The organism is Streptomyces stelliscabiei, assembly GCF_014873495.1.
GTDB classification, from domain to species: Bacteria; Actinomycetota; Actinomycetes; order Streptomycetales; family Streptomycetaceae; genus Streptomyces; species Streptomyces bottropensis.
The window spans coordinates 1,278,805-1,292,969 of sequence record NZ_JADBGF010000001.1 but is presented as its reverse complement, the minus strand read 5'-3'; the positions used below and the strand labels follow the sequence as shown (position 1 = coordinate 1,292,969).

Below are 14,165 nucleotides of genomic sequence, written 5' to 3'. Positions count from 1 at the left end.
TGCTGTCCGCCCGGTCACTCCGGTTCCATCCGGCGGACAGCATCCCCGTGGTGGGGTTCTCCCCCGGGGGCACGCCCCCCGACACCCGCTACGGCAGCTCCGGCAGGTCCTCCGCGTAGAGCAGGGTCAGGTCGTCCTTGTCCGGTTCGTCGACCTGGGCCACCCGGCTCGCATGCCGCTCGACCATCGCCTCGAAGGTCTGCCGGGCGGTACGGCCGTTGCCGAAGGCCGGGCCCTTGGGGATCGCGGTGAAGTAGTCGAGCAGGGCCTCGCCCGCGCCCGGCGCCAGCCGGTACTCGTGCTCCTCGGCCTGCTGCTCCACGATGCGCAGCAGCTCGTCGGGGACGTAGTCGTCGAAGGTGATGGTGCGGGAGAAGCGGGAGGCGACACCGGGGTTGACCGTGAGGAAGCGCTCCATCTCGGCCGTGTAGCCCGCGACGATCACGACCACCGAGTCCCGGTGGTCCTCCATCAGCTTCACCAGCGTGTCGATGGCCTCCTTGCCGAAGTCCCTCCCCGAGTCCTCCGGCGACAGCGCGTACGCCTCGTCGATGAACAGCACACCGCCGTGCGCCCGTTGGAAGGCCTCCTGGGTGCGGATCGCGGTGGAGCCGATGTGCTCGCCGACCAGGTCCACGCGGGACACCTCGACGAGATGCCCCTTCTCCAGGACACCGAGCGAGGCCAGGATCTCGCCGTAGAGACGGGCGACCGTGGTCTTGCCGGTGCCGGGGGAGCCCGTGAAGACCAGATGCCGTTTGACGGAGGCCGCCTTGAGACCGGCCTGCTGACGGCGGCGGCCGACCTCGATCATGTCGGTGAGGGCGCGGACCTCGCGCTTGACGCTGTCCAGGCCGACCAGCGCGTCCAGTTCACCGAGCACGGCCTTGGAGGCCCGCACCGGTGTCTCGGGCTCCATGACGGGAGGGGCGACGGCCGGCGGCTGCTCGGAGGTGCGCTGACCGGGGATCGAGCCCAGCAGCCCGGCCGACGGGGCCGTGGTCTGCGTGGCGGTCTCCTGCGCGGCCGGGGGGCGTACCCCCGCGCTCTCGTCGCTGGTGCAGTCCTCGACCACCGGACCGCCGCCCGCGGTCGCGGGACCGCCCTCCGCGAACTCGTAGCCGCCGCGCGCGCAGCGCTCCGTACGGCACTTGCGCAGCGTGGCCCGGCAGCCGTCGATGACGTGGAAGCCGTAGCCGCCGCTGCCGGTCACCCGGCAGTTGAGGAAGCTGCCCCGGCCTCCCGCCGACACGTAGAAGCCCGCCTCGGCGGGCGAGGTGACGGTGCAGCGCTCGATGGTCGGGTCGGCGCCCTTGGTGACGATCACGCCGGTCTGGGTGCCGTCGACGGTGCAGTTGTTGAGGGTGCCGCCGCTGCCGTGGTCGCGGAACCAGGCGCCCGTGGCGGCGTCCCGGATCCGGCAGTCGTCGAGCTGCGCGGTCGCCCCGTCGCTCACGGACACCGCGGTGTTGCGCACCTGCGACAGATCGCTGTCGACGACGTCCGCGCGCGAGCCCCGGTCCAGCACGAACAGCGCGTCCGGCACGTCGTGCACGCGGCAGGACTCCAGTACCGCCGTCGCGCCGTCGCTGACCCAGACGGCCGGGTAGTCGCCGGTGCTGTCGAAGATCTCGCACTGGTTGGCGTCCACGCGGGTGCCCGGGTCCCACACCGACAGTCCGTTGCGCCCGAACTGCCGTACCGACGTGCGCGTCAGGGTGAGGACGGAACGCGAGCGGAGGTCCACCGCGTTCTCCGGGATGTCGTGGATCCGGCAGTCCGCGAGGGTGAGCACGGCGTCCGTGTCGAGGGTGATCCCGTCGGCCGTCGTACGGTGCACATCGCAGTCGGTGAGGTGGGCCGTGGCCCGGCCGGTGATCTGCACGCCGCTGCCGCGGACCTCGTAGACCTCGCAACCGACGGCCTCCAGCGCGGAGTTCTCCCCGGTCGCCGTCAGGCCGGAGCCCGAGGTGTGGTGCACCCGGCAGCGCTCCAGACGCGGGTGGCCGCCACCGCGCACCGCGACGCCGGCCTGGCCGGCCGCGACGACCTCGCACTCCTCGAACACGCCACCGCCGCCGTCGACCACGGCGATGCCGATACCGGCCGGGTTGTCGACCGTGCAGCGCCGGACCGTGGGGCGGGCGCCGCCGCGCACCTCGATGCCGGCCGCGGAGCGGGTGACGATCCGCAGGTCCAGAAGCTCGGGTGTGCCGTCCTCGACGAGGAGCGCGGGCGCCGCCGCGTCCTGGCCCTCCACATGCAGGTCCTGCACGACGGCCGAGGCGGACACCGTCAGCGGCACCCCGTCCACGGGCGCGATGCGGACCGAGCCCGGCGAGCCCTCAGGGCCGCGCAGCGTGACCCCGCGCCGCACGACGAGGTTCTCCCGGTACGTGCCGGGAGCGACGACGAGCACGTCGCCGTCGCTCGCGGCCTCCAGGGCTGCGGCGAGCGATGCGTACTCACCCGTGCGGCGCCGCCACCGCGATGTACCGGTGTGCGTCACCTGGACCGTGCCCTGTGCCATGGCGTTGCTGTGCCCCCACCTCGTGGAACGCGGGTCGATGCCGAACAGTTCGGCTGCTTGGTCGGTCCACCGTAGCGTGCGCGGGCAGGGGGAGTTGACCGGAGTGGGAAGGCCGTCAGCTGCCCGTGCCCGTCCTGCCCCAGTCCGGCCCCGCCTTGTCCCATGCCTGGTCCCAGCGGGCGTAGCGGCGCCGGACCATGCGCCAGACGATCAGGCGTCTGGCGCCCTCGAAGAGCCCCGTGGCGAGCACGGTGGCGCCGAAGCCGGCCAGTACCGCGTGGGTCGTCGCGGTGGCCGTGTCCAGGGGGCGGCCGACGATGCGGCCCCGGCCGTCGGTCCACAGCGTGAAGTGGTCGCCGGGCCGGGGGGTCCTGAGGTTGGCCATGACCGTGCCGTGCCGGTCGGTGCCGTCCGGGCCGGTCCAGTCGGCGACCACGCGGCTCTGCCGGTCGCGGGTGGTGGAGGTCTCCGGATCGGGGTCCAGCGGAGAGCCGTCGACCTTCTTGACGACGGTGGCCGTCACCCGGTGCCGGCTCTGCTGCTGGTCGCGCACGGACTGCTGCAGCGCCCCCTGGGCGGTGGTCCCGGCGGCGGCGCCGATGAGAGGAGCGGCGACGACGATCAGCAGGAGGGCCGCGAACGCCAGCCACGCCTCGACCAGATCGGTCGTCCGCCGCAGCGGATTGTGCCGCCAGCGCCACAGCCCGACGAACGCCCGTAGTCCACCGATCGCCCGCACCGCGCCACACCCCCTTCCGCGTCCGTGATAACCCGGGACGGAGCCGTCCACGCGCGGTCCCGGCCAAGAGAGAGCGACATCACCCTCCCACCGGGCCTTCTCATGAACTTCTCACAAACACCCAACGGACGGACCCGGGGCGCGTGTTCCCTGCACGTGAACCGAATCGTAGGAGATTGAATTTTCAAGAGGAGAAGGGGTGTTGACCGCCGCCGAAGTTCGACAAGGCCCGTTCCGCAAGAGAGGGAACTGCCTATTCGAGTACCCGTACCGGATCGCCGATCCGTACCGTGCCGCCGGATTCCGGAACGAGGTTCTGCCCGAAGACCAGCTTGTCGCCGAACCTGCGGTGACGGGCGAGGGTGCGCAGTGGTTCGCGGCCGCGCTCGCCGGTGTCCTGGTCGGTGGTGGTCACCACGCACCGCCCGCACATCTTGGCGACCCGGAAGGTCACCTCGCCGATCGCGACGCGCCGCCAGTCGTCCTCGGCCCAGGCGTCCGAGCCGTCGACGACCACGTTCGGCCGGAAGCGGCTCATGGGGAGCGGGCCCTCGTCGGGGTGGTCGCCCCGTGCGACCAGCGCGTTGAGCGCGTCCAGCGAGGCGAGGGTGGTGAGCAGCAGCGGGTAGCCGTCGGCGAAGCTGACGGTCTCGCCGGGGCGGGCGTACTCGGGGTCGAGCGGGCGGCGGGTCGCCGGGTCGTCGAGGTGCACGAGCCGTACGGGCACGCCCAGGTGGTCGCTGAACCAGGCGTGCGCCGCCGCGTCGGCGGGCACCGCCTCCACCTTGTCCCGCCAGATCTCCACGGTCACCGTGCCGCCGGTGGGCTCGGGCACGGGGACGGTGAGCGGCGCGCGGCCGGACGCGGACAGCAGGAGAGCGCCGCCGGGCAGCAGCCCGGCGGCGGCCAACGTCATACGCGGATGCGGACGTTGTGTGATGACCTTGCCCGAGCCGTCGACCAGCACCCAGCGACGGTCGCCCGCCAGCCCCCAGGGCTCCACGACGGCCTCCGCGGGGGCGAAGCCCCCGGCCGCCTTCAGCGGGTGGACGTGGATCGAGTGCAGCGACGGATTCCCCATGGGGTCATCCTGCCAGCAGACCGTGACAACCCCACGCGAAGCGTTCCAAGTGCCTCAGTACCCCCGGTACTGCTGGCCGTTGTAGGGATCCTGCTGGTACGGGGCCGACGGGGCCGGTCGCGGTGCCGCCGGGCGCATGGCCTCGTATCCGGCCATGGGCCGTTGCTGTTGCTGCTGCGGCTGGGCGCCCGGATAGCCGCGCGGACCCGCGACCTGCTGCGGGATGTACGCGTTGGGTGCCTGCTGCAGCGGCGAGGGCTGCTGGGCCTGCGGATAGCCGTAGGCGGACTGGGAGGGACCCGCCGGCAGCGCGGGCAGCGCCGACGGCAGTGCGGGCAGGTTGCTGCCCGGGGTGTCGTACTGCGCGGGTACCCGGATCGGGGCGATCTGAGGAGTTCCCCGCTCGGCGACGAGAGAGTCGTAGATCGGGGTGTCCGCGAAGGACGAGGCGGAGTAGTAACCGCCGCCGTAGGTGGAGCGGGGGGAGGTCATGGCACATAAGTTAAGCCCACGATGTGCTGGTTGGGGAGACCGATAAGAGGGTTGTTTTCCGTGTCGGCAGTGACGCCGGACCCCCAATGCGAGCGAACTCGGCGAAAAAGGGCAGCAAAGCGCGTACTGATCGTGTAAAGGGCGAGTTCCTCGCGGGTTACCGGCGGTTGGCCACCGGTCTTTCGGTACGGGTTCTGGGGGTTCCGGGCCCCGGGGGAATAGGTTTGGCCCCCACAACGGATCCGGCCGGATCCGACGGTCCGCGTGGGACGCGGTCTGGTGACGACCTTCTGGATGACCTTCTGATGGGGGCGGACATGTCAATGCCGAAAGGATCGAACACCGCGGTTCCGACGACCGCGCTGCGCGTGGAACTGGGCCGGAACTCCGGACCGGGTGTACCCGACACGGACGCCTCGGCGCTGTTGCTCGTCGGCGGAAAGGTGCGCTCGGACGCCGACTTCGTCTTCTACAACCAGCCCGCGCACTCCTCCGGCGCGGTCCGGCACGAGGGCAAGCGGGACGCCGGCGGCCAGGTGACCGAGTCGCTCGTCGTCGACCTCGCGCGCGTGGAGCCCGCCGTCGAGACCGTGGTGGTGGCCGCCTCCGCGGACGGTGGCACCTTCGGGCAGGTGCCCGGGCTCCACATCCGGGTGCTCGACGAGCGGGCGGGCACCGAGATCGCGCGCTACGACAGCGCGGACGCCGGCGCCGAAACCGCTTTCGTGCTCGGGGAGTTCTATCGCAGACAGGGCGCCTGGAAGTTCCGCGCCGTCGGCCAGGGCTACAGCAGCGGACTGGAGGGGCTCGCCACCGACTTCGGCATCACCGTCGACGAACCGCAGCAGGCGGCGGCCCCCGCTCCCGTGGCCGCGCCCACGCCGGTCGCTCCTCCCGTCACCGTGCCGCCGCCGGTGACGACCGCCCCGCCCCCGCCGCCCGCCCCTCCCGCCGCGCCTTCCGCTCCGGTCCGCCTCAGCAAGGTGACGCTCACCAAGGAGGCCCCGGCGGTCTCCCTGGCCAAGCAGGGCGGCACCTCCGGCGCCATGCGCGTGAACCTCAACTGGGAGGTGCGCAAGCAGTTCAAGGGGTGGGGCAGCAAACTGGGCCGGGCCGTCGCCATGCACGCCGACCTCGACCTCGACCTGTGCGCCCTGTTCGAACTGTCCGACGGCAGCAAGGGCGTCGTCCAGGCGCTCGGCAACGCCTTCGGGTCGCTGCATCAGCCGCCCTTCATCCACCTGGACGGTGACGACCGCACCGGCGCCGTCAGCAGCGGCGAGAACCTCACCGTCAACCTCGACCACAAGCAGTACGTCCGGCGCATCCTCATCTTCGTCACCATCTACGAGGGCGCCCGCTCCTTCGCCGACCTGCACGCGACGGTCACCCTCCAGCCGCAGCACGGCGCACCCATCGACTTCTCCCTCGACGAGTGCACGGTCCCCTCCACCGTCTGCGCGCTCGCCCTCATCACCCACCAGGGCGGTGACCTCATCGTCCAGCGCGAGGCCCGCTACCTCGTCCCCGAGCGCGGGGTGAGCCCGCAGCGTACGGTCGACTACGCCTATGGGTGGGGGATGAACTGGACCCCGGGCAGGAAATAGCCCCCTCGCACCCCTCACATAAGAGGAGGAACGCGGACCCTGGGCTAGCTCTGGGCTAGCCCTCGTCCGGGACCGCGTCCGGTCGCGCGTAGGTGCGGCCCTTCCAGGCCGCGCCGCGCCCCTGGTAGTGCCGCACCGCCGAGTCCACCGTCATCAGCAGATACAGCGAGGCGGTGAACGGCAGCAGCGGTGCGAGCCGCAGGGGCTGGCCGTAATGACGGAGCATCGGCAGGTACGTCGCCGTCATCAGCAGCCAGGCGAGCCCGCCGAGGAGCGCCGCGGCCGGATCCCGGGCGAACACGCCCGTCACGAGCGCCACGGGCGGCACGAGGTACACGAGGGTGAGACCGAGGACCGTGCCGGCCAGCAGCAGCGGGTTGTGCAGGAGCTGGGCGTAGGCGCTGCGCGCGATCATGTGCCACAGGTCGTGCAGCCGGGGGTAGGGCCGCACGCTGTCGACCCGCTCCGCCAGCCCCAGCCAGATGCGGCCGCCGCTCCGCTTGACCGCTCTGGCCAGGGCCACGTCGTCGATGACCGCCTGTCGGATCGCGTCCGGGATCCGCGCCCGCTCGGCGGCCTCGGCGCTCAGCAGCACACAGCCACCCGCCGCCGCCGCCGTGCGCGCACCCCGTACGGAGATCCACCGGAACGGATACAGCTGGGCGAAGAAGTAGACGAAGGCCGGCACGACGAGCCGTTCCCACGGGCTCTCGGCGCGCAGCCGGGCCATCTGGGAGACGAGGTCGAAGCCGCCGGTGCGCGCGGCCGCCACCAGGGCGCGCAGGCTGTCCGGCCGATGCGCGATGTCCGCGTCCGTCAGCAGCAGGAACTCCGGTCCCCGCGCGCGTGCCAGCTCGATCCCGTGCCGCACGGCCCAGAGCTTGCCCGTCCAGCCGGCGGGCGGCTCCCCGGGCGAGGACACCGTCAGGGCCGGTCCGCCGTGGCGTCGGGCCAGGTCGCGGGCCAGGTCACCGGTGCCGTCCGAGCTGCCGTCGTCCACCAGGAAGATCTCCGCCCGGCCGGGGTAGTCCTGGGCCAGCAGGGACGGCAGGCTCTCGGGCAGCACGGCCGCCTCGTCGCGGGCGGGGACGACGACGCAGACGTACGGCCAGTCGTCGGGGTCCCGGCGGGGTGGCAGACGCACGTCCGTGCGCCAGAAGAAGCCCTGGCCGAGCAGCAGCCACAACCAGGCGGCGAGTGATCCGGCGGCGGTCCACGCGATGGCGCTCACGTCCGCAGTCTGCCCCACGGCGGCGGCCGTACCGAGGCCATCGTCTATCGTGGCCGGGTGAAGATCGCGCTCATGGACTCCGGTATCGGTCTGCTCCCCGCCGCCGCCGCGGTACGGCGGCTGCGGCCCGACGCGGATCTCGTGATCTCCTCCGACCCCGACGGCATGCCCTGGGGCCCGCGCACTCCGCAGGACCTCACCGAGCGCGCCCTCGCCGTCGCGGCGGCCGCCGCCGCCCACGCGCCCGACGCCCTGATCGTCGGCTGCAACACCGCGTCCGTGCACGCCCTGCCCGCCCTGCGCGCTCTGCTCGAACCCGGCCTGCCGGTCATCGGCACCGTCCCGGCGATCAAGCCCGCCGCGTCCGGCGGCGGCCCCTTCACCATCTGGGCCACGCCCGCCACCACCGGCAGCCCCTACCAGCGCGGCCTCATCGAGGAGTTCGCCGACGGGGTGACGGTCACCGAAGTGCCCTGCTGGGGCCTGGCCGAAGCGGTGGAGCACGCGGACTACGCGGCGATCGACGCCGCGATCGCCGCGGCCGCCGCCCTCACGCCCGAGGACGTGACGACCGTCGTCCTCGGCTGCACCCACTATGAACTGGTCGCCGAACGGATTCGCGCCGCCGTCCAGCAGCCCGGCCGGCCGCCGCTGGTCCTGCACGGTTCCGCCGGCGCCGTGGCCGCCCAGGCCCTGCGCCGCATCGGCGAGCTGCCGAAGCCGGAGGCCGACTGGACCGGGGCGACGCTGACCGTCATCCTCAGCGGCCGTGAGGGCTCGCTGCCCGCCCCGGCACTGGCCTACGCGGAGGGCAGTCTGCTCCGCACGACCGCTCCCGTGCCGGCCGTCCACCCGGAGCAGTGACGCTCCGCGACCAGGTGCCCGCGCTGCGGAATCTGAGTAGTCTCAAAGCCATGAGGGACCACCCCCACGGCGAGACGGATACCCCCGCGGGCCCGCACCCCGAGGTCTGGACCGGCCGCGCGACCAACCGCGGCCAATGGCTGCTGGCGCTCGGCGGCGCCGCCTGCATGGCACTGGGCATCGAACTCGCCGTCGACTCGGCGTGGACGTCCGGTACCGCCCCGCTCGTCATGGCGGTCGTCGGCTGCATCGCGGCCGGACTGCTCGTCCTCTTCGGCACGCTCGCCTTCGTGCACGTCTCCGTGAAGGTCGACGACGAGTGTCTGGAGGTCCGCTGCGGGCACATCGGCGTGCCCCGTCGCCGCATCCCCCTGTCCCAGGTCGCCGACGCCGACTTCGCCGCCTGCGTCACCCCCCACCAGTGGGGCGGCTGGGGCTACCGCTGGCGGCCCGAGAAGGGCACCGCCGTCGTCGTACGACGGGGGGAGGCGGTGGTGCTGCGCCTCTGGGACGGCCACACCTTCACGATCACCGTGGACAACGCCGAGACGGCCGTGCGTGTCATTCGCGCCCGGCTGAGCCCGAAGGCGTCCGGCGCCGCGCGCTGACGCCCCTCGTCCCGGCCGCCGCTCCGCTAGCGGTCGTCGGGGCCGGACGAGCCGGTGCCGTCGTCCTCGTCCGTCAGGGGCCGGGCCGTCGCCATGCCCGCCAGCAGACCCGCTCCCGCCGTCACCGTCGTGAAGCTCAGCGCGTTGCCGACCGAGGCGATCGCGGCGAGCGCGGTCAGGGCCGCGCCGGCGGTGAGGACGACCGGGGTGGAGCGCGGGGTGCGCCACAGCACGTACAGGATCCAGCCGAACACCGCGGCGAGCAGCGCGACCCCGACGAGCCCCTGTTCGGCCGCCAGCTGCAACGGCGCCGAATGAGGTTTGTCGTCGGACGGCAGCGACAGCGCGACCGTCGGGCTCAGTTCCCCGAAGCGGCCCGGCCCCGTGCCCAGCAGCGGTTCACCGTGGGCCAGGCCGAGCGCGTCGTGCCACAGCAGGACCCGGTGCGGAGTGAGCTGCCCCTCCAGAGAGTCGGTCAGTCCGGTCGGCAGGGCGTGCTCGGCGGTCGCCCAGACCGTTGCCGTCACCAGGGCCGTGGCGAGCGCGAGCCCCGCGAGCCCGAGGCCCCGGTGGCGCATCCGGGCCGCCGCGAGCGAGCAGAGCAGCACCCCGACGCACGCGGCGAAGCCGGAGGTCGAGCCCAGCACGGCCGCCGTCACCGCCATGCCGCAGGCCAGCAGCCGCAGGGCCAGCCTCGGTCCGGGGGAGCGGGCCGCCCAGGCGGCACAACAGGCGGCGCCCGCGGACAGGGCCAGCAGCGCGGCCGTCGCCCCGGTGTGCCCGAGCGGCGAGATCAGCGGCGAGGCCGCTCCGGTGTGCGGGGCGGTGACCGCCAGACCGAAACCGGCCAGCGCGCCGGCGGACGGTGCCAGCACCGGCAGCAGCGCCCCGCATATCCGGCCCGCCGCATATCCGGCCGCCACGGCGAGGACCGCCAGCAGTACGCCCTCCGGACGGCCGCCTCGCGCCGCCGCCGTGGTCAGCGACCAGGCGGCGCACGCCCCGAGCAGGAGCGCACCCGTGACATCGGAGACGTTCCGTCTCTCGTGCGCGGCCGCCGCTCCGGCAGCGGACCGCGTCCTCGTGGACCCCAACCCGTCGCCCCCCGACGCCTCGCACCTGTGCCGGACCTCGACCGCCCGGATGTGGTCCGGCCGCACGTCAGAGGCTCGCGCACACCGTAACGGGTGATGCGCCGGTTTGTGGACGAGTTGCGCAGGAACGTTGCGGCTGGGGTGCGACAAAAGCCTCACCCCGGACGCCCGGGCCGCGCTGTCGGCGCCGGGGTGACGCGCCGTACACTCCCCGAGTGACCGTCACCGCCACTCCCGTAGACGAGCCGGAACAGCTCGAACCCCAGGCCGCGCCCGTCTCCCGGGTCTCCCGATGGGCCGGCCGGCTCCTCCCGGCCGCCGCCGCAGCGCTCTCCGGAGTGCTGCTCTACGTCAGCTTCCCGCCCCGGACCCTGTGGTGGCTGGCCCTGCCGGCCTTCGCGGTCTTCGGCTGGGTGCTGCGCGGACGCGGTTGGAAGGCGGGCCTCGGCCTCGGCTACCTCTTCGGTCTCGGCTTCCTGCTCCCCCTGCTGGTGTGGACCGGTGTGGAGGTGGGCCCAGGACCGTGGCTCGCGCTCGTCGTGATCGAGGCGGTGTTCGTGGCGCTCGTCGGCGCGGGTGTCGCCGCCGTGTCGAAGCTGCCGGGCTGGCCGGTGTGGGCCGCCGCGGTGTGGGTCGCCGGTGAGGCGGCACGCGCGCGTGCCCCGTTCAGCGGCTTCCCCTGGGGCAAGGTCGCCTTCGGTCAGGCGGACGGCGTCTTCCTGCCGCTGGCCGCGCTCGGCGGCACCCCCGTGCTCGGCTTCGCCGTCGTCCTGTGCGGGTTCGGCCTCTACGAAGTGGTCCGGCTGGTGGTCGACCACCGCCGGACCGGTGCGGCCCTGCGCCGGGGCACCGCGGCCGTGGCCGCGCTCTGCGTGGCCGTCCCCCTGGCCGGCGCCCTCGCGTCCCGCGCCCTGGTGAGCGACACGGCGGAGGACGGCACCGCGACCGTGGCGGTCATCCAGGGCAACGTGCCGCGCCTGGGGCTCGACTTCAACGCCCAGCGGCGGGCCGTGCTCGACTACCACGCCAAGGAGACCGAGCGGCTGGCCGCCGACGTCCGGGCGGGCAAGGTCGCCAAGCCCGACTTCGTGCTCTGGCCGGAGAACTCCTCCGACATCGACCCCTTCGCCAACGCCGACGCCCGCGCGGTGATCGACAAGGCGGCCACCGCCATCGGCGCCCCCATCTCTGTCGGCGGTGTCGTCGAGCGGGACGGAAAGCTCTACAACGAGCAGATCCTCTGGGACCCGGCGAAGGGCCCCGTCGACACGTACGACAAGCGGCAGATCCAGCCGTTCGGCGAGTACCTTCCGCTGCGCTCGCTCATCGGCGCCATCAACGGCGAGTGGACGTCCATGGTCCGCAAGGACTTCAGCCGGGGCACCGAACCGGGCGTGTTCACCATGGACGGTGCCAAGGTCGGTCTCGTCACCTGCTACGAGGCGGCCTTCGACTGGGCCGTGCGCTCCGAGGTCACCGACGGCGCCCAGCTGATCTCGGTGCCGAGCAACAACGCGACCTTCGACCGCAGCGAGATGACCTACCAGCAGCTGGCCATGTCCCGGGTCCGCGCCGTCGAGCACAGCCGTACCGTCACCGTGCCGGTGACCAGCGGCGTCAGCGCGATCATCATGCCGGACGGCCGGATCACGCAGAAGACGGGCATGTTCGTCCCGGACTCACTGGTCCAGAAGGTGCCGCTGCGCTCCTCGCAGACGCCCGCCACCCGCGTCGGCATCGCGCCCGAGATGCTTCTGGTGCTGGTCGCGGCCGGTGGGCTCGGCTGGGCGATCGCGGCGGGTGTGCGCGGGAGGCGCGCCGGTGGCGTGTAGCCGTACGCCTCGTGTGCGCGTGGCGGAACGGCGGGAGTGAGGGAACCGGCCCGTTAGGGTCGGCTCCATGGCTACCCCTGACTTCATCCGCACACTCCGTGCATCCGCCGGCACCCAGCTGCTCTGGCTCCCCGGAGTCACCGCCCTCGTCTTCGACGACGAGGGCAGAGTGCTGCTGGGCCGTCGGTCCGACAACGGCAAGTGGTCGCTCATCGGCGGCATCCCGGACCCGGGGGAGCAGCCGGCGGCCTGCGCCGTTCGGGAGGTCTACGAGGAGACGGCGGTGCGGTGCGTGGCCGAGCGGGTCGTCCTCGTCCAGGCCTTGGAACCCGTGCGGTACGACAACGGGGACGTCTGCCAGTACATGGACATCACCTTCCACTGCCGTGCCGTCGGCGGCGAGGCACGCGTCAACGACGACGAGTCCCTGGAGGTCGGCTGGTTCTCGCTGGACGCCCTGCCGGTCCTGAGCGAGTTCGCGCTGTTCCGCATCAAGCAGACGATGTCCGACACGGTCACCTGGTTCGATCCCACGGCCTGAGACCAGGTCACCGGCCTCGGCGCCACGGCCCGGGGGTGGCCACCACCGCCGCGCCGAGCTGTGAGGAGGCCCGGCGGTTCGTACGACGAGGGGGCGAGCCGGCGTTCGAGGTTGGCGGCGGCCTGCGCGCCCAGTGCGTCGATGGCGCCCCGCAGCCGCAGCGCTCTCTCACTCGCTCCCGCCCACCACAACAGCGCCCTGAGCAGCAGCCCGCCGGCTACCGCCGCACGCCGATATGTCGTGTGCCGTCCCTCGATCGACCGTCGAGCCCGTCGATGCCCGGCCGGAGAGGGAGGTTACGGCGTGTCTCCCAGGTGCGGGAACAGGGGGCGAAGGCGGTCCGGGGCGGGGGAGACGAAGACGCCGTCCGCCGTCACGGTGGGGGCCGCGGGGCCGGACCTGTCCGGCTCGGTGTCGATCGAGCCGTGCACGAAGATCTTGCGGCCGTCGGTGCCCGTGGCCCGGGCGAACAGGCGCAGGGCCGTCCCCACGGGGACGGGCCTGTGGTAGTGGACCTGGAGGGAGACGGTCATGCCGTGCAGACCGGCCGCGCCGCAGGCCCGGCCCATCAGTTCGTCGAGCCGGACGGCGCGCCGCGAGGACGACCCGTCCGGTGCCCGCCGTCTGGTGGAGCGCATGGCGCTCACCTTGCAGGCCGCCCTGCTGGTCCGGCACGCCCCGCCCGCGGTCGCCGACGCGTTCTGCGCGACCCGGCCAGGCGGCGAGTGGGGGCACACCTACGGCACGCTCCCCGGCTCCGCCGACCTGGACGCGATCCTGCGGCGAGCACTGCCGGCCGGGTGAGGGGCGCGACGCGGCCCCCCATTACCTTTTTGGTGGCTCCGCAATGGGGCGCCCGAGAGGGTCTTCGTTCCGGCCGGGAAGCGGGGTAAGGTCGCCCTAAGTCGACATCCGTCCGTCCGTGCCGGGCGTGCGTCAGGGAGGCGGGCGAGTGGCGTCGGCGAGCGAGGTGCCCCAGCGGTCCGACGCGCAGCGCAATCGCGCGCGCATCCTTGCGGTGGCACTGGCCGAGTTGTCCCGTTCCGCCGACGTGCCGCTCAGTGTGATCGCCAAGAAGGCGGGCGTGGGACAGGGCACCTTCTACCGGAACTTCCCCGACCGGGAGGCGCTCGTCCTGGAGGTTCACCGTCAGGAGGTGCAGCAACTCGTCGACGGAGCGGCCGAGTTGCTGCGAACCCTGGAGCCCGGCCGGGCCCTGCGCGCCTGGCTCGACCGCCTCGCCCGCTACGCCACGGCCAAGGCCGGCCTGGCCGACGCGCTGCGCCGGGCCACCGCCGCGGCCGGCGCCCCGGCGAAACCCGGCTACCCGCTCCTGGTCGCCGCGATCGAACTCCTGCTCAAGGCCAACCACGACGCCGGAACCATCCGCCCGGGTGTGACCGCCGACGCCTTGCTCCTCGCCATCGCCGGCGTCTGGCAGCTCGACCCCCGAGGCGACTGGGAACCCCGTGCCGCCCGCCTCTTCGACCTCGTCATGCGCGGCCTGCGTACGGGGGCACCGGGCCGGAGGTGAGCGCCCGCGCAC

At 73.1% G+C, this 14,165-nt stretch carries 13 protein-coding genes and 1 pseudogene; 7 read left to right on the top strand and 7 right to left on the bottom strand.

Going from position 1 to position 14,165, the window contains the following annotated elements; translation table 11 throughout:
* Positions 1 to 88: 88 nt before the first annotated feature.
* From H4687_RS05590 to H4687_RS05575, 4 genes are all read right to left on the bottom strand, one after another.
* Positions 89 to 2,530, bottom strand: coding sequence for a right-handed parallel beta-helix repeat-containing protein (locus H4687_RS05590; RefSeq protein WP_046917949.1), 2,442 nt, complete (start codon positions 2,528 to 2,530; stop codon positions 89 to 91).
* Between the two features lie 115 nt (positions 2,531 to 2,645).
* Entirely contained in the window at positions 2,646 to 3,269 is a 624-nt protein-coding gene (locus tag H4687_RS05585; RefSeq protein ID WP_046917950.1) for an Rv1733c family protein, read from the bottom strand.
* A gap of 253 nt (positions 3,270 to 3,522) precedes the next feature.
* Complete coding sequence (locus tag H4687_RS05580; RefSeq protein WP_046917951.1) at positions 3,523 to 4,350, bottom strand: MOSC domain-containing protein; 828 nt, start codon at positions 4,348 to 4,350, stop codon at positions 3,523 to 3,525.
* A 54-nt stretch (positions 4,351 to 4,404) separates the two neighbouring features.
* Entirely contained in the window at positions 4,405 to 4,842 is a 438-nt protein-coding gene (locus tag H4687_RS05575) for a DUF6643 family protein (RefSeq protein WP_005474730.1), read from the bottom strand.
* A 323-nt stretch (positions 4,843 to 5,165) separates the two neighbouring features.
* On the opposite strand from H4687_RS05575, the gene H4687_RS05570 reads away from it, so the two are divergent.
* On the top strand, positions 5,166 to 6,449 hold the full coding sequence (locus tag H4687_RS05570; RefSeq protein WP_233443295.1) for a TerD family protein: 1,284 nt from the start codon (positions 5,166 to 5,168) through the stop codon (positions 6,447 to 6,449).
* A 55-nt stretch (positions 6,450 to 6,504) separates the two neighbouring features.
* Here the strand turns inward: H4687_RS05570 and H4687_RS05565 are convergent, their stop codons facing one another.
* Positions 6,505 to 7,680: a glycosyltransferase gene (locus H4687_RS05565; RefSeq protein WP_046917812.1), complete on the bottom strand. Its 1,176-nt coding sequence runs from the start codon at positions 7,678 to 7,680 to the stop codon at positions 6,505 to 6,507.
* Between the two features lie 57 nt (positions 7,681 to 7,737).
* On the opposite strand from H4687_RS05565, the gene H4687_RS05560 reads away from it, so the two are divergent.
* Complete coding sequence (locus H4687_RS05560; RefSeq protein ID WP_046917813.1) at positions 7,738 to 8,544, top strand: glutamate racemase; 807 nt, start codon at positions 7,738 to 7,740, stop codon at positions 8,542 to 8,544.
* 50 nt (positions 8,545 to 8,594) lie between these two features.
* The gene (locus H4687_RS05555; RefSeq protein ID WP_046917814.1) at positions 8,595 to 9,152 is read left to right on the top strand and encodes a hypothetical protein; all 558 of its coding nucleotides are present in this window, start codon (positions 8,595 to 8,597) and stop codon (positions 9,150 to 9,152) included.
* A 26-nt stretch (positions 9,153 to 9,178) separates the two neighbouring features.
* On the opposite strand, the gene H4687_RS05550 is transcribed toward H4687_RS05555, so the two are convergent.
* Positions 9,179 to 10,246 carry an O-antigen ligase family protein gene (locus H4687_RS05550; RefSeq protein WP_225966609.1) on the bottom strand — a complete coding sequence of 356 codons (1,068 nt, stop codon included), beginning with the start codon at positions 10,244 to 10,246 and terminating at the stop codon, positions 9,179 to 9,181.
* Positions 10,247 to 10,461: 215 nt separating this feature from the next.
* Here H4687_RS05550 and lnt point away from each other — a divergent pair, with 215 nt between their 5' ends.
* Positions 10,462 to 12,078 carry an apolipoprotein N-acyltransferase gene (gene lnt, locus H4687_RS05545; RefSeq protein WP_046917816.1) on the top strand — a complete coding sequence of 539 codons (1,617 nt, stop codon included), beginning with the start codon at positions 10,462 to 10,464 and terminating at the stop codon, positions 12,076 to 12,078.
* A 67-nt stretch (positions 12,079 to 12,145) separates the two neighbouring features.
* Positions 12,146 to 12,619 carry an NUDIX hydrolase gene (locus H4687_RS05540; protein ID WP_046917817.1) on the top strand — a complete coding sequence of 158 codons (474 nt, stop codon included), beginning with the start codon at positions 12,146 to 12,148 and terminating at the stop codon, positions 12,617 to 12,619.
* A gap of 296 nt (positions 12,620 to 12,915) precedes the next feature.
* On the opposite strand, the gene H4687_RS05535 is transcribed toward H4687_RS05540, so the two are convergent.
* Entirely contained in the window at positions 12,916 to 13,188 is a 273-nt protein-coding gene (locus H4687_RS05535; protein ID WP_079028253.1) for a hotdog fold domain-containing protein, read from the bottom strand.
* Between the two features lie 37 nt (positions 13,189 to 13,225).
* Between H4687_RS05535 and H4687_RS05530 the strand changes: the two are divergent.
* Positions 13,226 to 13,423 (top strand): annotated as a pseudogene (locus tag H4687_RS05530) (DNA alkylation response protein); the annotation flags it as partial.
* 148 nt (positions 13,424 to 13,571) lie between these two features.
* Positions 13,572 to 14,153 carry a TetR/AcrR family transcriptional regulator gene (locus H4687_RS05525; RefSeq protein ID WP_046917818.1) on the top strand — a complete coding sequence of 194 codons (582 nt, stop codon included), beginning with the start codon at positions 13,572 to 13,574 and terminating at the stop codon, positions 14,151 to 14,153.
* Positions 14,154 to 14,165: the final 12 nt, after the last annotated feature.